The 20,920-nt window shown below is 63.5% G+C and carries 17 protein-coding genes and 2 rRNA genes; 5 read left to right on the top strand and 14 right to left on the bottom strand.

What is annotated here, in order from left to right:
• Positions 1-13: 13 nt before the first annotated feature.
• Positions 14-265, top strand: coding sequence for a transmembrane sensor/regulator PpyR (locus tag BLS61_RS14120; RefSeq protein WP_090431858.1), 252 nt, complete (start codon positions 14-16; stop codon positions 263-265).
• Positions 252-1,427: an NnrS family protein gene (locus BLS61_RS14115; protein ID WP_090431856.1), complete on the top strand. Its 1,176-nt coding sequence runs from the start codon at positions 252-254 to the stop codon at positions 1,425-1,427. Before BLS61_RS14120 ends, BLS61_RS14115 begins: the two co-directional genes overlap by 14 nt.
• A gap of 185 nt (positions 1,428-1,612) precedes the next feature.
• Here BLS61_RS14115 and rimI read toward each other — a convergent pair whose 3' ends face one another.
• From rimI to BLS61_RS14070, 9 genes are all read right to left on the bottom strand, one after another.
• On the bottom strand, positions 1,613-2,065 hold the full coding sequence (gene rimI, locus BLS61_RS14110; protein WP_024309357.1) for a ribosomal protein S18-alanine N-acetyltransferase: 453 nt from the start codon (positions 2,063-2,065) through the stop codon (positions 1,613-1,615).
• A gap of 30 nt (positions 2,066-2,095) precedes the next feature.
• Entirely contained in the window at positions 2,096-2,884 is a 789-nt protein-coding gene (locus BLS61_RS14105; RefSeq protein ID WP_090431854.1) for an energy transducer TonB, read from the bottom strand.
• Positions 2,885-3,037: 153 nt separating this feature from the next.
• Positions 3,038-4,276: a saccharopine dehydrogenase family protein gene (locus BLS61_RS14100; protein ID WP_059392957.1), complete on the bottom strand. Its 1,239-nt coding sequence runs from the start codon at positions 4,274-4,276 to the stop codon at positions 3,038-3,040.
• Positions 4,277-4,415: 139 nt separating this feature from the next.
• Positions 4,416-5,513, bottom strand: coding sequence for a carboxynorspermidine decarboxylase (locus BLS61_RS14095; RefSeq protein WP_090431852.1), 1,098 nt, complete (start codon positions 5,511-5,513; stop codon positions 4,416-4,418).
• Between the two features lie 238 nt (positions 5,514-5,751).
• Positions 5,752-8,073, bottom strand: coding sequence for a DUF6160 family protein (locus tag BLS61_RS14090; protein WP_090431850.1), 2,322 nt, complete (start codon positions 8,071-8,073; stop codon positions 5,752-5,754).
• 11 nt (positions 8,074-8,084) lie between these two features.
• Positions 8,085-8,675: a DUF6160 family protein gene (locus BLS61_RS14085; protein WP_011921069.1), complete on the bottom strand. Its 591-nt coding sequence runs from the start codon at positions 8,673-8,675 to the stop codon at positions 8,085-8,087.
• Positions 8,662-9,723, bottom strand: a complete 1,062-nt coding sequence (locus tag BLS61_RS14080) for a hypothetical protein (RefSeq protein WP_090432176.1) — start codon at positions 9,721-9,723, stop codon at positions 8,662-8,664. The genes BLS61_RS14085 and BLS61_RS14080 overlap by 14 nt, the downstream gene beginning before the upstream one ends.
• Before the next feature lie 2 nt (positions 9,724-9,725).
• Entirely contained in the window at positions 9,726-10,736 is a 1,011-nt protein-coding gene (locus tag BLS61_RS14075) for a DUF6160 family protein (RefSeq protein WP_090432178.1), read from the bottom strand.
• Positions 10,737-10,923: 187 nt separating this feature from the next.
• Complete coding sequence (locus BLS61_RS14070; RefSeq protein ID WP_090431848.1) at positions 10,924-11,529, bottom strand: hypothetical protein; 606 nt, start codon at positions 11,527-11,529, stop codon at positions 10,924-10,926.
• 225 nt (positions 11,530-11,754) lie between these two features.
• On the opposite strand from BLS61_RS14070, the gene mksB reads away from it, so the two are divergent.
• From mksB to mksF, 3 genes are all read left to right on the top strand, one after another.
• Complete coding sequence (gene mksB / locus BLS61_RS14065; RefSeq protein ID WP_090431847.1) at positions 11,755-12,990, top strand: Mks condensin complex protein MksB; 1,236 nt, start codon at positions 11,755-11,757, stop codon at positions 12,988-12,990.
• Between the two features lie 78 nt (positions 12,991-13,068).
• The gene (gene mksE / locus BLS61_RS14060) at positions 13,069-13,761 is read left to right on the top strand and encodes an Mks condensin complex protein MksE (RefSeq protein WP_011921066.1); all 693 of its coding nucleotides are present in this window, start codon (positions 13,069-13,071) and stop codon (positions 13,759-13,761) included.
• Positions 13,758-16,589 (top strand): Mks condensin complex protein MksF, encoded by a 2,832-nt coding sequence (gene mksF / locus BLS61_RS14055; RefSeq protein WP_090431845.1) that lies wholly within the window; start codon positions 13,758-13,760, stop codon positions 16,587-16,589. Before mksE ends, mksF begins: the two co-directional genes overlap by 4 nt.
• Before the next feature lie 125 nt (positions 16,590-16,714).
• On the opposite strand, the gene BLS61_RS14050 is transcribed toward mksF, so the two are convergent.
• The 5 genes from BLS61_RS14050 to BLS61_RS14030 form a co-directional block, all read right to left on the bottom strand.
• The gene (locus BLS61_RS14050) at positions 16,715-19,018 is read right to left on the bottom strand and encodes a PqiB family protein (protein ID WP_090431843.1); all 2,304 of its coding nucleotides are present in this window, start codon (positions 19,016-19,018) and stop codon (positions 16,715-16,717) included.
• Complete coding sequence (locus tag BLS61_RS14045) at positions 19,011-19,628, bottom strand: paraquat-inducible protein A (protein ID WP_090431841.1); 618 nt, start codon at positions 19,626-19,628, stop codon at positions 19,011-19,013. The genes BLS61_RS14050 and BLS61_RS14045 overlap by 8 nt, the downstream gene beginning before the upstream one ends.
• On the bottom strand, positions 19,615-20,274 hold the full coding sequence (locus BLS61_RS14040; protein WP_090431839.1) for a paraquat-inducible protein A: 660 nt from the start codon (positions 20,272-20,274) through the stop codon (positions 19,615-19,617). The genes BLS61_RS14045 and BLS61_RS14040 overlap by 14 nt, the downstream gene beginning before the upstream one ends.
• A gap of 307 nt (positions 20,275-20,581) precedes the next feature.
• Positions 20,582-20,697: ribosomal RNA gene (rrf, locus tag BLS61_RS14035) — 5S ribosomal RNA — on the bottom strand.
• A gap of 139 nt (positions 20,698-20,836) precedes the next feature.
• A 23S ribosomal RNA gene (locus BLS61_RS14030) occupies positions 20,837-20,920 on the bottom strand; the annotation flags it as partial.

Below are 20,920 nucleotides of genomic sequence, written 5' to 3'. Positions count from 1 at the left end.
GAGGAGGTGAAGCATGTACCCACTGAATCTTCCACCGCTGCAGATCCTGCACCTGTCCAGCCAGTTGCTCTGGGCCGGCCTGATCCTGCTGCTGGTGGGGCTGGTGGCGGCCTATGGCCTGGAGAAGCAGCTGAACGTGCCGACGCTGGTGCTGGCGCACAGCCTGACACTGCTCGGTCCCAGCATCTTGAAGATCGGCTATGTGCTGCGCCTGGTCGCGCAGCAACGCCTGAAAGACAAGGCATACGTACATGCAGTTGCTTGATCGCAAGCGGGCACTGGCCATCGCGCCCTTCTGGCGCCTGGGCTTTCGCCCGTTCTTTGTCGCTGGCGCCCTGTTCGGCCTGCTCGCCGTCGCCCTCTGGGCGGCGGCGCTGCACGGTCTGATCAACCCTGCGGTGCCGGGTGGCATGCTGGCCTGGCATCGCCACGAAATGCCCTTTGGTTTCGGCCTGGCGATCATCGCCGGTTTCCTGCTGACTGCCGTGCAGACCTGGACCGGGAGTCCAGGTCTCAGCGGCCGGCCTCTGATCGCGCTGTTCGGGCTGTGGTTGGCCGCGCGCCTGGCGTGGTTCTTCCCCGTGCCGCTGGCAATGCTGATCGCACTGCAACTGGTGTTTATCGGCCTGTTCATTGCGCAGATGGCGCGCCAGCTGATCGCGGCCCGGCAACGCAACAACTACCCGATCCTGCTGGTACTGAGCCTGCTCGCACTGTGCCAGTCCCTCACGCTCGCCGGCCTGGTGCAGGGCGATGATGGCCTGCAACGCCGTGGCGTACTGGCCGCGCTATGGTTGATCGGCGTGATGCTGAGCCTGATCGGCGGTCGGGTGATTCCCTTCTTCACCCAGCGCGGCCTGGGTCGGGTCGAAGCCTTCGCCGCCCATCCCTGGCTGGATCGCTTGCTGCTGGCCTGCGGCTTGCTGGTCGCCGCACTGTTCGCCAGCGGGCATAACCTGCTGGCCAGTCCCTGGCTGGCTGCCCCCTTCATCGTGCTGAGCGCGCTGCACGGCCTGCGTCTGTGGCGCTGGCACCTGCGCGGCATCTGGCGCGTGCCGCTGCTGTGGTCGCTGCACCTGGCCTACGCCTGGCTTTTGCTGGCCACACTCGGCATGGCTGCGTGGCACCTGGGCTGGCTGACGCAACCCAGCCTGGCCAACCACGCGCTGGCGGTGGGTGCGATGGGCGGGCTGATCCTGGCGATGATGGCGCGGGTCAGCCTCGGTCATACCGGCCGCGCATTGCAACCGCCGAAGGCAATGGCCTGGGCCTTCGGTCTGCTCAATCTGGGCGCGCTGATTCGGGTCACATGCGGTGGCGGGTGGCTATGGTTGGCAGCGCTTTGCTGGGGCGTAGCCTTCGCCCTGTTCGCCTGGTATTACGCGCCGATGCTGTTTCGGGCACGAGTGGATGGGCATCCTGGGTGATAAGCGCTGGCGGAAATGTCGGTGCGCACGGCGCCCCCTACGGGCGGAGGGACTAGCGCGTTCGCGTAGGGTGCGCCGTGCGCACCGAATCAGACGCAGGTGTTGGCGCGTAGGGTAGATGTCGCTTCTTCACATCCACCAGGGAGATGGATCGACAACGCGCCATCCACCCTATGCAGGCGGCCTCAATCGACTAGCGTGCAGGCCATCACCAGCGCATCTTCACGCCCGCCGACTGCCGGGTAGTAATCGCGGCGGCGCCCCACTTCGTTGAAGCCGAAACGCTCGTACAAACGGTAGGCGCTCTGGTTGCTGGCGCGCACTTCGAGGAAACACTCGCGCCCGCCCAGCTCGTAAGCCTCTTTCATCAGGTGTTCGAGCAGGCGCAAGCCAAGACCACGGCCCTGGCTTTCCGGCTTGATGGTGATATTGAGCAGATGCGCTTCGTCGAGGATCAGGTTGATCACACCATGACCGACCTGCTGGTTGCCCTCGAACATCAGCCAGCAGTTATAGGACTTGAGGCTGTCGGTGAAGATGCCGCGCGTCCAGGGATGACTGAAGGCGGCGTATTCGATCTTCAGCACGGCATCGAGGTCCGCCTCGGTCATAGGGCGGAAGGAAATCGCATCGCTCATCGGGCGTAACTCGGGCTCAAAGACGGGTTCTCAGGATTGGGCAGGGATTGACCAACGCTGGCGAACGCGCCGCATGGCCTGCCACAGCTCACGCTTGCGCGTCGGCTCTTCCATCAGCAGCTCCAGGCCCGGCAAGGCCCAGCAGGCGCCAAGGCCTTCGATCTGCAGCTCGCGGTTGTAGCTGTGCTCGTCACCCTCGCCGGCAAAGCGAATGGCCGGCAGGCCAACCAGCCACAGGCAGACGCTGGGCTGCTCCTCCAGACGCGCAGCGACGAAGCTCTGCACGAATTCCAGCGCCGCTTGCGGGCCCTGATCCATGTTGCCGCGCACCAGCAGCGGCCAGCGCACCGGCTCGCCGAGCAGTTGCGGGCTGTCCGGCAGACCGGCGGCGCGCAGCAGATCCTTGAGCAGAATGTAGGCCGGATCGCGACTCTGGAACGGCTGGCCGGTGGGCAGTTCCACCAACAGGGCGCAATCGCCAGCCCGCAGCAACTGCAGGGCAAAACGCGGCGGAGGCGCACTGACCCGGGCCGGTTTTTCCTCGACAGGTTCCGCCTCGGCCACCGGCTCGACAGCTGCCTGGCGCGGCTGGGCGCCCGGGCGTGGAATTTCGATCTTCGGCCGCTCGACCGGGCTCTCGCGTACCGGCTCGGCCACCGCGGCTACCGGTTCGCTCACGATAGCCAGCGGCACTTCGACAGGCGGCGGCGCCAGCAACTCGGCACGCGATGGCGCGGCAAAGGGCAGCTCGGTACGCGGCAGCCAGGTGGCTACCTGCATGGCATCGAGGTAGGCGCGACGGCGCTGTTCGGGAATCACAGGCGCTCCAGAGAGAGGATTTTCAACAGGGGCGGATTGTCGCGTGAAATGACCGGAGCGGGAAGCGTTGCAGGGAGATTGCGGGCAAACAAAGCGCCCAGAAACAAAAAACCCCGCTGCTCGCGCAGCGGGGCTTTCGGAGGCCACCTGAGATTACTGATCCCAGGGACGGTCGCCGTGCTCGTCCTTGATGCGGGTGGGCAGGCCCATTACGTCCAGCAGCTTGAGGAACGGCTCGGCCGGCAGCTCTTCGACGTTGACCATGCGCTTGGCATCCCACTCGCCACGCGCGACCAGCAGCGCGGCGGCAACCGGCGGCACGCCAGCGGTGTAGGAGATGCCCTGGCTGTCGGTCTCGGCAAAGGCTTCTTCGTGGTCGGCCACGTTGTAGATGAACAGCTCGCGCGGCTGGCCATCCTTGGTGCCCTTGACCAGGTCGCCGATGCAGGTCTTGCCGGTGTAGCCCGGCGCCAGCGAGGCGGGGTCGGGCAGCACGGCCTTGACCACTTTCAGAGGTACAACCTCAAGGCCTTCGGCGGTCTTGACCGGCTGCTCGGAGAGCAGGCCGAGGTTCTTCAGCACGGTGAACACGTTGATGTAGTGGTCGCCGAAGCTCATCCAGAAGCGGACGTTCGGTACGTCGAGGTGCTTGGACAGCGAGTGCACCTCGTCATGGCCGGTCAGATACAGGTTCTGTTCGCCCACCACCGGCAGATCGTCGGTGCGTTTGACTTCGAACATGCGGTTGCTCACCCACTGGCTGTTCTGCCAGCTGTAGACCGTGCCGGTGAATTCGCGGAAGTTGATTTCCGGGTCGAAATTGGTGGCGAAGTACTTGCCGTGCGAACCGGCGTTGACGTCGAGGATGTCTATCGACTCGATCTTGTCGAAGTACTGTTGTTGCGCCAGAGCGGCATAGGAGTTGACCACGCCCGGGTCGAAACCCACGCCGAGGATGGCGGTCACGCCCTTTTCCTGGCATTCGGCCAGGTGCTTCCACTCGTAGTTGCCGTACCACGGCGGGGTTTCACAGATCTTGCTCGGATCTTCGTGGATGGCGGTGTCCAGGTAGGCGACGCCGGTGTCGATACAGGCGCGCAGCACGGACATGTTGAGGAACGCCGAACCGACGTTGATGACGATCTGCGATTCGGTTTCGCGGATCAGTGCCTTGGTCGCTTCCACGTCCAGGGCGTTCAGCGCATAGGCCTTGATCTCGCCGGGCTGCTTGAGACCGCCCTTTGCCTGCACGCTGTCGATGATGGCCTGGCATTTGGAGATGTTGCGCGACGCAATTGCAATGCGACCTAACTCGTCATTGTGTTGCGCGCACTTATGGGCCACCACCTTGGCAACACCTCCTGCACCAATGATCAGAACATTCTTCTTCAATTGTTTCACCTCCAGGGAACTGCGTTGTTGAAAGCGTTTTGATGCGTATTTGGGGTGGTGGGCTGAAGCGGATCGCCGCCCGGCCCACCCAACACCGAGTCTTGAGCCGTAGGGTGGGCTTCAGCCCACCGCAGCAATGTCAGGACAGACTAGACAGGTAGTCGTCGAACTCGAACTGGCGAACCACTTCAACGCTACCGTCGAGTTGTTTCACCACGATGGACGGCATCTTCAGGCCGTTGAACCAGTTCTTCTTGACCATGGTGTAGCCGGCCGCGTCGATGAACGACAGACGGTCACCGATCTTCAGCGGCTTGTCGAACTGGTACTCGCCGAAGATATCGCCGGCCAGGCAGCTCTTGCCGCAGACCATGTAGGTGTGTTCGCCGTCATTCGGCGCCATCTTGGCGTTGAGGCGATAGATCAGGAGGTCGAGCATGTGCGCTTCGATCGAGCTGTCGACCACCGCCAGGTGCTTGCCGTTGTACAGGGTGTCGAGCACGGTGACTTCCAGCGAGGCACTCAGGGTGATCGCCGCTTCGCCCGGCTCCAGATACACCTGCACGCCGTATTTTTCCGAGAAGGCTTTCAGGCGCGCGCAGAAGGCATCGATCGGATAGCCCTCGCCGGTGAAATGGATGCCGCCGCCGAGGCTGACCCACTCGACCTGGGCGATCAGGTGACCGAAGCGCTCCTCGATGGTGCTCAGCATCTTGTCGAACAGCTCGAAGCTGCCGTTCTCGCAGTTGTTGTGGAACATGAAGCCGGAAATCTGCCCCATGACCTTGGCGATCTTTTCCGGATCCCACTCGCCGAGGCGGCTGAACGGACGTGCCGGGTCGGCCAGCAGGTAGTCGGAGCTGCTCACCTGCGGATTGACGCGCAGGCCGCGGATGGTGCCCTCGGTCCGCTCGGCGAAACGTTCGAGCTGGCCGATGGAGTTGAAGATGATCTTGTCGCAGTTGGCGACCATCTCTTCGATCTCGTCGTCGGCCCAGGCCACGCTGTAGGCGTGGGTTTCGCCGGCGAACTTCTGCCGGCCGAGCTTCAACTCATAGAGGGACGATGAGGTCGTGCCGTCCATGTATTGCTGCATCAGGTCGAACACCGACCAGGTGGCGAAGCATTTCAGCGCCAGCAGCGCCTTGGCACCTGAGTTCTCGCGCACATAGGCGATCTTCTCCAGGTTGACCAGGAGCTTCTGTTTGTCGATGAGGTAGTACGGCGTCTGGATCATCTCGTCGCTCCAGCAAGGTCGGCCAAGGGGTGCCTCGCGGCCCCCGAAAAAAGTGGACGCGAATTGTGCCGATAACCGATGAATATCGAAAGGGCATTGGAGATTTTTTGTACAACGGGCAATTACCGGCTGCTTCGGCAACGAAGTAGGATGCGCCGTGCGCACCAGCGATCTGCAAGGCATGGGTGCGCATGGCGAACCCTACGGCTCGGCGATGACAGGGGCGTGACCGCTGCCCTCAGTTGATCGGCGTGGCGGTCAGGTTGGCGCGGATATCGGCATTCTGCAGCTTGATGCCGTACATGGAGGTGACCGCGCCACCGGTGGGGTGCACGTTCTGGATGCGGTCGATATTGATTTCCTTGAAGTGCACCCGGCCGTTGACGGCGAAGCCCAGCGGGTCAGGTGTGACGGGCGGGCAACCGCTGGCGCCCTTGTTGCAGACCTTGGTCGGTGCCACGTCCAGGTTGAGGTCGACGCGCACGCCGTAGCTGTTGGCATTGGCATCGGTCGGATTGGCGTCCGAGGTGTGGAAGTTGTCCACCACCAGTTGCGCGCCGCTGCCGTTGACGCCGTTCACCCGGTCCGTCTCGATGATCAGCTGGTTGCGCTTCTCGCTGGTGGACACGCTGCTGGCCGGATTGCCCGAGCCATCGCGCACGAAGACGTTCTTCAGCCCCGCCGTCAGCCCTTCGTTGCCACGATCCTCCCAGCGCCCGCCGCTGGCCGAGCAGGCCGAGGCGTTGCTGCCGCTGCCACCGACGCACAACGCGCCTGCACCACCGGAACTGAGACTCAGCGTGGAACCCTGCTCGTAACGGCGCAGCACGATGCGCCCAAGGCTTTGCCCGGCGGCCCGATCCCCCCAACGCACATCATGCACGTCCAGGGTGGACCAATAGGTGCCCTTGTTCAGTTGCACGCCATTTTGCGTCACGTCCAGCGAGCCATCGCGAAAATGCATGTCGTAGCGGGTGCCGGCCAGCCACAGGCCCTTGCCGGTTTCGTCTACGGTAATCGCCGCATTGGCGTCGCTGACGATGAAGTCGGCGTTGTAGCGCACGCCGTCGCCGCTCGCCCCACCGGGACGCAGGGTCAGCTGGCCATTGAGGGTGAAGTCGTAAGCCGGAAAGACTTCCAGCAGCACCAGCAACTCGGTGCCGCCCTGCAAGGGCGCATCGGCCCGACCAACGCGCAGGCCATCGAAGCTGTAGCCGCCCCTGACATTCTTCAGGCCCAGGCGCAGGCCGTCGAAATGGCCGTCATAACCCCCGCTGCCCGGCTGGGTGTTGAGGCTGCCGGCGTAACAGCCGCTGCTGATGCCGCCAGCGCAGCTCCTGGTCAGGTCGACGCTGAGCTGGCCACTGCCATGGGTGCGCAGGCCACTGAACCACATGCTGTTGCCGTTATCGGTGAGCGAGACCGAGCTGCTGACCATGTTCCAGGACAGGTCCGCGGTGATGCCCTTGAGCCCAGAATTGGTATCGCCGCCCGGACGCAGCCTGAACCAGTTCTGCCGCGCGCCCTGGTCCTGGAAGTTGAGGTCCAGCGCCAGGCTGCCGATCTTCTGATTGCTGGGGTTGCCAATGATCAGGCCGCCGAGGCTGGCGCTGAGTTTCAGATCCTGAAAGGCCAGCTGGGCGTAGCGCCCGCTGCCGTCCTCGCCCAGATCGAGGGTGATGCCGTTCTGGCTGCTGAGCACGCCGGCGAAGTTCTCGGCGCGCAGCACGCCATCGTCCCTGTACTGGAACAGGCTGTTGGCGATGGTGATCTGCGGGATCAGGCGCACGCCCTCGCCACTGGCACCGCCACCGGCGATGCGGATGCTGCCGCCGAGGCGCAGATCCATATCCAGCTGGCCGAAACTGCGCGCGTGATCGGGGTGCCGCGTATCCGGCGCGCCGGGCGTTACTGCGACACCGGGATCGCCGTGCGCCAGGTCCAGCCCGATGCCGCCGACATGCGCGACGAAGCGCGTGTCACCCAGGTCGAGACGCACCGCCGAACCATTGCCGCCGCTGACGATGTCCAGATAAGCATTGTTCAGGTAGGCATCGAATGAGGCATTGCGCACGATCAGATCGAAGCCGTTATCGCGGTAATAGAAGGTCACCGCATCCAGGCTCAGGCGGCTGCCATCGACGCTGAAACCGGCCACGCCCTCGGCACCGCCGCCACTGAGCTTGAGGCTGGCGCCCAGGGTATAGAAGGCGCGGAAGGCGCCGAAGCTCTTGTCGCTGCCGGCGAAACCTATGTTGTTCACCGCCAGTTGATTCGGCCGTCCCTGATGCTCGACATGCAGACGATCGTCGATCACGTCGATCTTGGTGGTGGAAACGCTGCCCGGCTGCTGCGGGCGGCTGGAAACGCCCTCGATTCGCAGGCTATGACCGTCCTCGCGGTATTCCAGGCTTTCCGCCGACCAACCGCCACCGGCGGTTTCGATGCTGATGCCGCCGCGGCCACTGACGCTAGCCAGGCCATCGTCGTCCAGTGCCTGCATGGCCCAGACCGGTGAGCTGCCGAGAAGAAACGCCGAGAGCCATCCATAACGCTGCATGATCCGGCTCCTCAATTGGTCGGGAAGATCAGCACACTGCCCTGCATGCGGATGCTGCCGTCGATCTTGGCCGAGAAGATATTGGTCTGCTGGTAGCTCGGGTCGCCGCCATTGGCGGCGCTCAGCGCCTTGTTCTTCCAGCCGCCCTGACTGGCCACGCCGAAGGCGAAGTTGCCGTCCTTGAAACGGATCTCGTTGGGCAACCCCAGCGCCAGCACCTCGCGTTCGCCGCCGGCGCTGGTGAGGGTGCGGGTATCCAGGGTCAGACCCTCGAAGCTGAAGATGCCCTTGAGGTTGTCCAGCACGTACCAGCCGGCATTGGCGCCGGAACGTATCGCCACGCGCAGGCCGCAGCTCTCCGGCGTGGCTGCGCCGGCCAGGGCGCAGCTGCGCTGGTTGGCCGTCCACTGCGCCGGATTGTTGGTGGTGGGCGTGCCCCAGAGCACACCACCGTCCTTGTTGATGCTGAACTCGCCGGACAGATAGACCCCGCCCTGCCCGCTCATCTCGCTGAGCGCGCTGTCATCGAGCGCCTGCATTTCCGCCAGGGCCAGCGCCGGCAACAGCGACAGCAGAACTCCAGCCGTTCTAGCGCAGGTCATAGCTGCTCACCTTCAGGTAGTTGAAGCTCAGTCCGGAAATCTCGTTGCGACCGAAGTTGTAACCGCCGGTGGGAATGGCGGTCGGGCTGCTACGGGTGCCGCCGACGGTCAGGTTCTCGAACACCAGATTGGTACGCGGCGCGTTGGCATAGAAATCACTGGCCAGGGCCTGACGCTGCGCTGCGGTGGTGCCGCCCGTAGTCGGGTTCTGCAGTTCCAGAACGAACTGGCCGTCGGCGCTGGAGCGCAGGCGCAGCGGCTGCGACTTGCCGTAGCCCAGGGCGATATTGGCGTAGCCGTTGGTGATGTAGAGGGTGCGCGCGCCGCGCTGGGCGGCCGTCTCACCCGCGGTATTGCAGTTGGCCTGGGCGCAGGACATCACTTCCAGGGTCTTGGCGAAGATGTTGATGCGCGCCTCGCCGACCAGCTCGCCATTGCCGTTCTGCCCGGGGTCGCCCCACAGGCGTAGGTAGGAGCCGTCCATCACCAACTGATGGAAGTCCAGCGCCAGCATCTCGGTGCGCCCGGCTGCCACCTGGAAATCGAAGCGCACGCCCAGATCGGCGCGCCCGCTGGCATTCGTGGAGCAGTTGGAGCCAGCCGCGGCATAGCCGGCGATGCAGGGGTTGCCACCAGCGACCAGCCGCTCGGGAAACTTGAACGACAAAACGGTGATGTTGTTCGGGGTGGTCTGTACCCACTGCCCGTCGTCGCGCAGGGTACGCAGCTCCTCGCCCTTGGCCAGTTCCAGCTCGAAGGGGTGATCGAGGCTGCCGATGGTCACCGGACTGAGATTGGCGCCCTTGTTGCTGCCGGCTGCGCCCAGATAGAGGTTCTTCACCGAGATGGGCACGTTGCGCCCCTGGCCGTCGGTGATGTCGTTGATCACGATCTGCGCACCGGAGCCATCGAGCAGCACCTGATCCAGCACGAAACCCAGGCCGGCGCCCTGTACATCGGACAGCTCGGCATCGCTCAGGGGCTCCATGGCCTGGGCGGAGACGCCAAGCCCTGCGAATATCATCAGCGAAAGACTACGACTGATCATGCTCAGCACCCCGAGATGGCGCTACCCAGGCAGGTATCCTGACGCGGAATGCCGTTGAGCGCCTGATCGAAATCGAACTTGATACCCGCCACCAGGTTGCCATTGGCATCGCGGTACTTGGGGATATTGAGAAAAGCACCCGCGACGGTATTGATCAGCGCGGAGGTATCCATATCGCGCCACTGCAGGTCCTTGACTTGCAGCGAGATGAAAACGCCCTTGGCGGCTTGATCCATACCGGGAGCGCTTACGTTACCGATGTTCAGGGATTGGAACTGACTGAGGTTGAAGCAGGTTGCAATGCCGATGATCTGACAACCCTGCGAGGGGAAAGCGGTGAGCAGTCCGCCGAGCAGGTTGCAGTTGGCCACACACTGTACGACCGAGCCGTTTTTCAGCCCGGCCTGACTGGCGCGCACTGAATCAGGCGTCCCATTGCTGACCAGCTCTGCCTCGGAGCGGATGGTTGAGTTCTCGTTCACCGTCGCGCCGAGCAGCAGACGCTGAAAGAAATTGGCTTCGTCGAGCAGCGGCTTGGCCTTGCCTTCCAGGTCCACCGCGATCTTGCCAGTCAGATGGGAGATGTCACCAGACAACACGCCCTTGGCTTGGCCGAAGCCGATGCGCACGCCTACGACCTGATTGCCCTCATAAGCCAGCTCCAGATAAGGGTCGACAATCTGAAACGGATTGATGCTGTCGTTGGCACCGACCGTACCCAAGGCGAAGTTGTTGATCAGGATGTCCGAGGGGCGAGTCTCACCTGCCCGTGCGTAGCTACCCAGCTCCAGCTTCTTGATATTGAGCTGGGTATCCACCTTGAGCCCAAAGTTGACCCGGGTGTAATTGATCTGTCCGGCAGTGTCGGTGGTCAGGTTGATAAAAGCCTGCCCGGTGATATCCGACAGTTCTCCGTCCTCCAGCTCGACCATCCTGGCCTGGGCCGGGCCGCTCAAGGCCGCAGCGCAGACCAGTGCCAGAGCGTGTTTGGTGAAACGAAAGGACGGGCGCATGGCAAAACCCCTTTTCTTGTAATGGCTGTCGAGCATTCCGACTCGAGTCCTTGTAGCCACTATAGGGATGCCCGGCGCAAAACGGCCCGACCCATAGTCGAGAAAAGGATGGCAAGGGCCTGCATTGCTGCCTGCCAGGGCGGCGCCAGTGTTACCGCGGGTCACATCGCCGTAACACCCGCCGCGCTCAGTGCTGGCGGAACAGGGCCAGCAGATGCTCGGCAATCACGCCGCGGATGGCGTCGATGCTCAGGCGCGAACAATGGGCGAGCTTGGCCGGGTTGATGCGGTGCAGGTGCAGCGAGGGCATGCGCGCCTCGTACTCGCGCAGATCGCCCTTCACCAGCACCGGCAAAAAATGCTCGTCGCGCGCACGATAGCGCTCGATCAAAAGACGCAAACCTTCCTGGAAGGGCAACTCGCGCGAGGCGATCAGACGCGACTCGCCGGGCACCTTCAGATACAGGCCATCGAACCCCACCGCTTCGCCGGGCAGGATATGCACGCCGGTGGGCTCCACGGCATCGGCGGGAATGTCGTGGAAGGTGTCGTGCCAGGCCATTTCGTCCGGCAGGATGGTGATGCCGCCCTGCTCGTCCTGCGGCACCACGAAGCTGTAATTGCTGTAGAGCTTCTCGACATAGCTGGAGTAGATGCACAGGCGATTCTCGAAACGGCGCAAAAAGGCGATGGCCTGGGCACGGTCGGTAATGGCGTGCAGGTCCCAGTTCAGATCACGCTGGTGCTGCAGCTCATGCCAACGGGCATCGACGTTCAGGGCAAGGGCGGTCATCGCAGGCTCCACAAACAGGTTCACCGCTGCACCTCGGCAGAAAGCGTGCCACCGTTCACACCCTGGGTTTTCCCAGCCTTTCAAGCACTTGCCGGCGTTCGCACTGCGCAGTCCGTCCCAATGTGCCGAATAGCGTCACCTGCCTCTGATCGACTTGCGCTCATAAACGGCACTCGCCTTGCAGTACAATTGCGCCCTTTAACCTGCCTGGAACCCGGCGCCTCGATGATCGATCCCAAGCGCGTATTGCGCGCCCTCGCCGAACACTGGACGTTGCTCGAACCGCTCTGCGAGCGTTTCGACGCCGGCACCCTGAGCCTGGTGGAGCTGCGCAGCCAGCTCGCCTCGCAGTTGCCCGACGCCACGCCCAGCGACACAACCGCCCTGCTCGACACCTGGATCCGCCTGGATATCCTGGTGCCGGTGGCCAAGAGCCCCAACCGTTTCGAGCTCAACGCGCAGATCCACGACTTTCTCGCCTACCTGCGCCGCGAGCACCGCCTCGGCCTGTGCCTGGAGATCGAAGCCTACCTGCGCCATCTGGAGCGTCTGGCCGGCTACATCCAGGACGCCTTCGAGGTGCGCGACGCCAACGACCTGGCGCGCCAGTTGCGCCTGCTCGATATGCGCGTGCGCGACGTGCTGAAGAAGCTGGCCAACGACGAACAGGCGCTGGTCGGTGTGGCCGACCGGGCCAAGACCTCGGATCGGCAGATTCCCCTGCGCCAGCGCTACGCCGAAGTGCTGGCCACCTGGGACGAGTACGTCGAGCCGATGATCCAGCTGGTCGCCGCCGACGGTGCCTTCGAGCAGGGCGTGCGCCGCGTCGAACAGGTGCTGCTGCGCCTGCTCGGCGACCAGCAGCGCCTCGGCCAGCTGGTCGACGACGACCTGCTGCTGCGCACCCACGCGCGCATCCTGGAAATGCAGACCACCGCCCAGCTGACCCTACGCAAGGCCCGCGAGCTGCTGCTGCCGCTGCGCGAAGAAGCGCGCCGGCACAACGCAGTGACCCGTGGTGCCGCACTGGCGCTGTCGGTGATCCGCAAGAAGGGCATCGACGCCGTGCCGCAGGCGGCCATGCCGCTGTTCACCCGGCCGCAGAGCAACTTCCTCGGCTCGGCCAGCCAGGTCGAGGCCTACGTCTACGCCCTGGCGCGCTTCGAAGCCAAGCCGGCGCATTTCCCCAAGGCCAGCGGCAGCCGCAAGGGCGGCGCGCCCAAGGCGCCGAAGACCGCGCGGGAAATGATCGAGCGCTGCGAGCAGGCCCTGCCGCTGCCGGACCTGATGGCCTGGCTGCTGGAACAGGAACCGGAAGGCGCCACCGACGAGCTGCTCTACTGGTTCTCGCGCCTGTCGCGCGAGTCGCGCTTCCAGCGTGAACGCCTGGAACGCCGCCAGTACCTGACCCGCGAGCACGAGGTCAGCCTCAGTTCCTATGCCCTGCTCAAGACTCCGTAGGGTGCGCCGTGCGCACCATAACCGACGACCCGGTGCGCACGGCGCACCCTACGCGGCTCCACTAGCCAACGGATTGCCATGAACATCGATCTGAAAGAAATGACCCAGCTCGCGGCTGCCTTCCGCGACCTGTTCAAGGGCTACCACATCTCGCGCAGCGAGCCGGAGTGCTACGCCCAGCTGTCCAGCATGCAGGACCAGTACCGCGCCCTGTTCCGCGCCCTCGGCTTCGAGTTGGTCTGCGACCCGCGCGGTTTCTACTACTTCGTCCCCGAGCAGGTCGCCCCGCAGGTGAACAAGACCGCCCAGCGCCTGGCGCTGTTCACCTTCATCCTGGTCGAGCATCTGGCCGACCAGGGCCGCGACCCGCTCTCCGTACTCGACGGCGGCAGCATCGGCCGTGACGAGCTGCCGGCGCTGCTGGAGAAGTACCGCGACCTGTTCCTGCAGGCCGAGGTGACCACCTTCGAGGAGCTGGAAGACAAGATCATCCGCCGACTGGTGCAACTCGGCTTCGCCGAGGACAGCAATGGCGTGTACCGCTTCCTGCCGCCGATGCACCGTTTCCTCGACGTCTGCCTGTCGGTGCAGCATGACCGCGACCTGGCCGCCAGCCTGCACAGCAGCGACCTGCCGCTGCCGGCACCGGTACTGCTGGATGATGATGGCGATGCCGACGCGACCGCTGTCATCGATATCGAAGAATCCGAGGAAGATGCCCTGGCCCGCGCCATGGCCGAAGAACGCGCCGCACAGGAGATGGACGCATGAGCCAGGAACGCTACGGCATCCGCCGCTTCGCCCTGCTGAACACCGCCGGCTACAGCCTCGGCCTGTTCCCGCTGGAAAACCCGCTGTCGGTCTACGGCGCCAACAACCTGGGCAAATCCGCCTCGATCAACGCCCTGCAGTTCCCCATCCTGGCGCGCATGTCGGACATGAGCTTCGGCAAGTACAGCCTGGAAGCCTCGCGCAAGTTCTACTTCGCCAGCGACACAAGCTACATCCTCGTCGAGGTCGCCCTGCCCCATGGTCCGCACGTGATCGGCGTGGCCGGTCGCGGCCCGGGTGGCGGCTTCGGCCATCAGTTCTTCGCCTACGCCGGCGAGCTGGATCTGGAGCACTACCAGCAGAACGGCACCTGCCTGCGTCAGCGCGAACTGTTCAAGAACCTCGGCCAGGCCGGCATCACTGCCTATGAACTCAAGCCCGACGAGCTGCGTCGCCTGCTGGTCGGCGGTCACACCAGCATCCCGCTGGACCTGACCCTGATCCCGCTGCGTTCGACCAGCGAACAGAGCCTGAAGACCTTCCGCGCCCTGTTCATCAACCTGCTGCATATGCGCGAGATCACCGCGGCCAAGCTCAAGCAGCTGTTCCTCGATGCCTTCGAGCACAGCCTGCGCTCGGGCAGCGTCGACTATATCGCCGCTACGGAAGAGGCGTTTCGCGATGTGCGCCGCATGGAGCAGGACTACCAGGCCCTGGTCACCGCCGGCCCCTTGATCGAGGCACTGGCTTCGGGCGTGGCCCAGCGCGAAGTGCTGCGCGGCAAGCTGCACCGTCTCTCGCCGCTGCTCGACAACCTGCTGGGCACCTGGCACGACTACGCCGATACGCGCAAGGAAGAGCTGGTGATCCAGGCCGAGCACTATCGCAACGAGCAGGACGGCCTGCAGAACGAGCAGCGCGGCGGCACGGCCGAGCTGATGCGCCTGGAGCGCGAGATCAGCGAAATCCAGCGCTGGTTGGGCGAGCTTTCCGTGCTGAAGAACCGCTTCGCCCTGGTGGAAAACGCCAAGGTGCTGGAAGAGCAACTGCTCGCCGCCAAGGACGCCCACGACGAACTGGCCGGCGCCCTGGCGCAGTCGCGGCAGTTCTCCAGCGAAGACCTGGACGAGCGCCTGCGCGATCTGGAAAAGCGCCTCAAGTCGGTCAAGCAGCAGCTCGATCACGCCGACAACAACAGCTACTCGCGCCTGCGCGAGGAATTCAGCCAGCAGGACGTCGACCGCCTGATGCGCCTGTTCAACGGCCAGCTGTTCAGCCTGCCGTTGGGCGAGAAGGGCATCCAGGCCGAGGGCGACGACTGGGTCAAGGCGGTCGAAGCGGTACTGGATCGCTTCAAGGGCGACACCTTCGCCGTGCCGGGCCTGTCCATCGACCTCAGCCATATCGAGCCCCCGGCGCTGCAGGCACTGGCCGACCGCGCCGCCCTGCGCGATCAGAAGGATCGCCTGGAGCGCGAGCTCAAGCAGCTCAAGACCCAGCAGTCGGTCGCCGCCGACCGCGCTGCCAGCAAGGCCCAGGCCGAGACGCTGTACCAGGCCGTGCTGGATGCGCAGAAGGCCCTGGAGGACTTCCGCAAGAGCCAGACCCTGGCCGCCGAGGAGCCGCAGAAGCTGGAGCGCCTGGCCGAACTGGAAGGCGCCCAGGACGAACTCAAGCGCGCCAGCGATGCCTTCGCCGAGCGCGTGCAGCAGCTTTCCGCCAAGCTGCAGCTGGTCGGCCGTCAACTGGCCGATCTGGAAGCCAAGGAGCGCACCCTGGAAGACGCCCTGCGTCGTCGCCAACTGCTGCCGGCCGACCTGCCCTTCGGTACGCCGTTCATGGAGCCGGTGGACGAATCGCTGGACAACCTGCTGCCGCTGCTCAACGACTACCAGGACACCTGGCAGGCGCTGCAGCGTATCGACGGTCAGATCGAGGCGCTCTACGCCCAGGTACGCCTGAAGGGCGTGGCCAAGTTCGACAGCGAGGACGATGTCGAGCGCCGCCTGCAACTCTTGGTCAACGCCTATGCCCACCGCCAGGATGAAGCCCTGACTCTGGCCAAGGCGCGCCGTGCGGCCGTCACCGATATTGCCCGCACCCTGCGCAATATCCGCAGCGACTACGACAACCTCGAGCACCAGCTGGCGCTGTTCAACCGCGAGATCAACAAGCGCCAGGTTTCCAACCTGCAAAGCTTCCGCATCGTCCTGGCGCCGAACAAGGAAGCCCTGCGCCATATCGACCAGATCATCCACAGCGCCGGCCAGTACGAGGAAGGCGAAACCCTGTCGGTGTTCGACCTGTCGCAATCGGCCGAGCAGGACGCCAAGAACGAAGAGGCCAAGGACTACCTGTCGCGCCTGGTGGCCGCCAACGGCAACCAGCTGGGCCTCAAGGATCTGTTCGAGCTGGCCTTCGAGATCACCAAGGTGCATGGCCAGCCGGTGATCCACACCGATATCGATGGCGCAGCGAGCAACGGCACCACCATGACCATCAAGGCGCTGACCAACATGTACCTGCTGCTGCACCTGATGGATCGCGAGCAGGCCGGGCGTGTGCGCCTGCCCTACTACCTCGACGAGGCGGCGGACATCGACGAGCGCAACCAGCAAGCGCTGATCGAAACCAGCCTGCAACTCGGTTTCGTGCCGATCCTGGCCTCGGTCAAGCCGCAGGTCTCGGCCCATGTGGCCATCGACCTGGAAGGCGGCAGCGGCCCTAACGGCATCTATATCGACGAGGCGGACTGGAAGTTCATCAAGCCGCGCGAAAGTGCCAAGGCGCAGGTGGCTGAACAGGAAGAAGCAACCGAGCCGGCTTGACCGCATCGCGGCTGAAGCCGCTCCTACGACTCGCGCACACCTAGGAGCGGCTTCAGCCGCGAGCTTTTATAGCTGCAAAATGAAAGGGGCCGCTCACTGCGGCCCCTTTCATTTTCATGATCGTCTTACTGCTCCAGCACGATCTTCGGCGCCCACTGCATCCAGCCTTCCTGCGGTTCGTCGAACAGCGCGAAGGTCTGTCCCGGCTGCGCCGGCCCGCCCATCTCCGGGTTATTCGGCGTAGCGAACGCGATACCACCTTCGAGCAACGCCTCCAGCGATTCGGTGCGCACCTTCACGCCCTTGAACAGCCCGGCATCCACACCAATCCCGCTGGCATTCCAGAAGCGGCTGCCCGAACGCACCAGCGGCGCATAGCGCGGCTCGATCAGCACGTGGATCAACACCCGATCCGAGGTCGGCCCCAGCTCGAAGTCCACCACCTTGCCCACCGGCACCTCACGGTAGCTGACGATCACCCCCGGCTTGATCGAGCCACGCCGCGGTGCACTCAGCACCAGGCGCAGGCCTTCCTCACGCACGGCCTGATTCGGTGCGCTGGCCAGGGCAGTGAATTCGGTGCGGCGCGCTCCTTTCTGAGCGGCCGGCTGCACCTCCAGATACTGACCACTGACCAGCGTGCCGAGGTTCGCTGCGCGAGTCAGGCTCAACTCGGGCTTCACTACCCAAAAACGCGTGCCCTCACGGGCGATCTGCTCGGCCGCCTGGGTGATGCGCACATTGAGCGTTACCGCCTGCAGGTCATCGGTCAGGCTCAGGTTTTCCACCTTGCCCACTTCCAGTCCCTTGTAGCGAACCAGGGTGCCGGGCTGCAGGCCATCCCCATCGGCAACGCGGATGCCAATCTGCAGGCCGGGCTGCAAGGCATCGTCGCGATCAGCATGCAGGGCGAAACGCAGCACTCGACCTTCGCCCCTGGCCGCCTTGGGATCCGGCGTTTCGAAGGCAATGCCACCGGCGAGCAATGTCTGCAGTGACTCGCTCTTGAGCTCCACCCCCGACAGCCCGCCTTTCAGCGTGATACCGCTGGCATTCCAGAAGCGAGTCGAACTGTTCACCAGATGGCTGTATTCCGGCTCGATATGCACACCCAGCACCACCTGGCTGTCGTCGCGCGACAGCTGAAAGCTCTGCACACTGCCCACTCTGATCTGCCGGAAAAGGATCGGGCTACCTACTTCCATCGAACCCAGGCTGTCGCTGAAAAGCACAAGATGCAAGCCAGGTGCGCCCAGATCCAGCGGCGGCGCCTTGGCGCGGGCCTCGAACTCGCGCCGCGGCGGGTTACCGCTTTCGCCAGGGCGAATGGCGATGTAGTTGCCCTTGACCAGCGCCTCCAGCCCGGTGATGCCGGCCAGCGAGATGGACGGCCTGACCACCCAGAAATCGGTGCCCTCCACCAGATAGTCTTCGGTGCGCGGGTCGAGCATCAGCTCCACCTGTGCGCCGCCCAGGTCCTTGTCGACCTTGAACGTCTTCATCTGGCCGACCTGGATGCCTTTGTACATCACCGGCGTTCGTCCCGGCTCCAGGCCCTCGAAATCATGCAGCTTGAGCGAAATCCGGATACCGGCCTGCGCAGCATCGTAATCCTCGTAAAGGCGAAAGGGGATACTGGGGTCGGTCGCAGGACTGTCCGTACGATGCTCGGGTGTAGCAAAGGCGATGCCGCCGGCAACGATGCTCGCCAGCGACTCGGTGCGCACCTTCACTCCCGACAGCCCAGCATCGACGGAGATGCCGCTGGCGTTCCAGAAACGCGTGTGCTTGCGCACCAGGCTGGCGTACTCCGGCTGGATGAAGATCTTCACTTCCACCGTGTTCTGATTCTCGGCGAGAGCGAAGCTCTTCACCCGGCCCACCTGGATCTGCTTGTAGAACACCGGGCTGTCCCTGTTAAGCGAACCCAGGCGTTCGGCCTTGAGAGTCAGGTGCAGTCCAGGCACATCGTCCGCCAGCGGCGGCGCCTCGGGCAAGGCGGTGAACTCGCGGCTCGGCTCGCCTTCACCAGGGCTCACGGCGATGTAGTTGCCGGATACCAGCGTTTCCAATCCGGTGACACCCGCCAGCGTGACACTGGGTTTAACCAGCCAGAAGCGCGTCCCCGTGACCAAGCGGGCCTCCACCTCCTTGTTCATCTCCAGCGTGGCGATTACCCCACGCCGTGCCTCGCTGCGATCCAGCGTCAGGGCGATGACCTTGCCGACCGGCATCCCCTTGTAGATCACCTCGGTCTTGCCGGCCTGGATGCCGTCACCACTCTCGAACATCACCTGAATCTCGATGCCGGCCTCGCTATAGGCGCGCCAGGCCAGCCAGCCACCGATCAGTAGGGCAATCAGCGGCAGAACCCAGATGGCCGACCAGTTGGAGGCCGGCCGTGTTTTTGCCATTGGCAGATCAGTCATGGTCAGGTTCCGTATTGTCCCAGATAAGACGAGGATCGAAAGTAAGAGCGGCCAGCATGGTCAGGATCACCACACTGGCAAAGGCAGCCGCGCCGAGCCCGGGCTCGATACTCGCCAGGCTGCCGAAATTCACTAGCGCCACCAGAATGGCGATGACGAAGATATCCAGCATCGACCAGCGGCCGATCCATTCGATGAAGCGATACATGAGGATGCGCTGACGCGCCGACATAGGCTGATGGCGTTGCACCGAATACAGTAGCAGGGCTATGCCAACCAACTTGAAAGTGGGCACCAGGATGCTGGCGATGAATACCACTGCGGCAATCGGCAGCATGCCAAAGTGAATCAGTTCCAGAACACCGCCCATGATGGTCGCAGGCGCCCCCTTGCCCAGGCTGTTGACCGTCATGATCGGCAGCAGATTAGCGGGGATGTAGAGAATCGCCGACGTCAGCAACAGGGCCCAGGTGCGCACCAGGCTGTTGGGGCGACGCGCATGTATTTGCCCACCGCAGCGGCTGCAGTATTGGTGTCTGGCATTCGTCTCGACAGGGTTTAGCTGGTGGCACTCATGGCAGATCAGCAGTCCTGCATCAATCGCCCGCATGAATGTCCTCCCCGGACAGCGCTTCCCAGATCTGATGCGGCGACATGGTCACCTCCAGCCACACCTGAACCAGAAGCAGCGCGATGAAACAGAACAGCCCCAGACCGAGGCTCAAGTCGGCCAGGTCCATCAGCTTCACGATGGCGACCAGAATGCCCATGAAATAGACCTCAAGCATCCCCCACTCACGCATATGGTGATAGATCCGATATAGCAGCAAACCATAGCCGCGGCCGAAGTCCAGGCGAATGCTGAGCAATACCAACAGTTGGCAGAGCAGCTTGAGCAGCGGCACGGCCATGCTGCAGAGAAAGACCACGACCGCGATGCCCTGCATGCCACTCTCGTAGAGACCAAGCACCCCGCTCCAGACCGTATCCTGCGAGGTTTGCCCCAGCAGATTGAGCTGCATGATCGGCAGGAAATTGGCCGGCACATAGAGCAGCAACGCCGTTAGCACCAACGCCAGGCTACGTCGCACGACATGATGCCGATGACTGAACAACTCGTAACCACAACGTGGGCATTCAGCGCTTTCACCATCCTGCAGCACAGGTTTGCGCATCAGCAGATCGCATTCATGACAGGCGACCAGCTGCTCGACAGGCAAGGATGACAAGGACGGTTCGGGCGGAAAGTCAGACATGAAAGTCCCCTGCAGAATTCGCGCATTCTACCCGAGCGTAGCCAAACGCCGTCACGCCCGCAGGGTGCGCCGCGCGCACCTTCGTAACCGCGTCATTGTCGGTGCGCGCAGCGCACCCTACGCGCACTGTTTTCCCGCGCGCAAGAAGAAACCCCAGAGCTCTTTCGAGATCTGGGGTTTCGTATAGGAGCTTGACTATGATCTGGCCGGCATTCCGGTGGCCGGCGCTCCGGGACTCTCACCGCCACACTTTTCGCACATAGAAGAACGCCCTGTCTGGTTTCGTGATCTGGGCGTTCGTATAGGAGCTTGACGATGACCTACTCTCACATGGTGAAGCACCACACTACCATCGGCGATGCGTCGTTTCACTTCTGAGTTCGGGATGGGATCAGGTGGTTCCAACGCTCTATGGTCGTCAAGCAATTCGGTTGGGATGTCGCGGTTAGGCGCTATCCCTTGGATACGTGATAGAGGCTTTGTAGTTCTTGCAAATTTTCGGCTTTCTGTCGACTTCACCATCGACACCCTCTGCTGTGAGGGCAGATTGTTTGGGTGTTATATGGTCAAGCCTCACGGGCAATTAGTATGGGTTAGCTCAACGCCTCACAGCGCTTACACACCCCACCTATCAACGTCGTAGTCT

The organism is Ectopseudomonas guguanensis (assembly GCF_900104265.1).
GTDB classification, from domain to species: domain Bacteria; phylum Pseudomonadota; class Gammaproteobacteria; order Pseudomonadales; family Pseudomonadaceae; genus Aquipseudomonas; species Aquipseudomonas guguanensis.
Note: the sequence above shows the minus strand (reverse complement) of the source record. Positions and strands in the feature narration are given on the sequence as shown.

Coding starts and splice junctions, on each gene's coding strand:
- BLS61_RS14120 (WP_090431858.1), top strand. CDS start 14: ATGTACCCACTGAATCTTCCACCGCTGCAGATCCTGCACCTGTCCAGC.
- BLS61_RS14115 (WP_090431856.1), top strand. CDS start 252: ATGCAGTTGCTTGATCGCAAGCGGGCACTGGCCATCGCGCCCTTCTGG.
- rimI (WP_024309357.1), bottom strand. CDS start 2,065: ATGAGCGATGCGATTTCCTTCCGCCCTATGACCGAGGCGGACCTCGAT.
- BLS61_RS14095 (WP_090431852.1), bottom strand. CDS start 5,513: ATGATCCAGACGCCGTACTACCTCATCGACAAACAGAAGCTCCTGGTC.
- BLS61_RS14090 (WP_090431850.1), bottom strand. CDS start 8,073: ATGCAGCGTTATGGATGGCTCTCGGCGTTTCTTCTCGGCAGCTCACCG.
- BLS61_RS14085 (WP_011921069.1), bottom strand. CDS start 8,675: ATGACCTGCGCTAGAACGGCTGGAGTTCTGCTGTCGCTGTTGCCGGCG.
- BLS61_RS14080 (WP_090432176.1), bottom strand. CDS start 9,723: ATGATCAGTCGTAGTCTTTCGCTGATGATATTCGCAGGGCTTGGCGTC.
- BLS61_RS14075 (WP_090432178.1), bottom strand. CDS start 10,736: ATGCGCCCGTCCTTTCGTTTCACCAAACACGCTCTGGCACTGGTCTGC.
- BLS61_RS14070 (WP_090431848.1), bottom strand. CDS start 11,529: ATGACCGCCCTTGCCCTGAACGTCGATGCCCGTTGGCATGAGCTGCAG.
- mksB (WP_090431847.1), top strand. CDS start 11,755: ATGATCGATCCCAAGCGCGTATTGCGCGCCCTCGCCGAACACTGGACG.
- mksE (WP_011921066.1), top strand. CDS start 13,069: ATGAACATCGATCTGAAAGAAATGACCCAGCTCGCGGCTGCCTTCCGC.
- mksF (WP_090431845.1), top strand. CDS start 13,758: ATGAGCCAGGAACGCTACGGCATCCGCCGCTTCGCCCTGCTGAACACC.
- BLS61_RS14050 (WP_090431843.1), bottom strand. CDS start 19,018: ATGACTGATCTGCCAATGGCAAAAACACGGCCGGCCTCCAACTGGTCG.
- BLS61_RS14045 (WP_090431841.1), bottom strand. CDS start 19,628: ATGCGGGCGATTGATGCAGGACTGCTGATCTGCCATGAGTGCCACCAG.
- BLS61_RS14040 (WP_090431839.1), bottom strand. CDS start 20,274: ATGTCTGACTTTCCGCCCGAACCGTCCTTGTCATCCTTGCCTGTCGAG.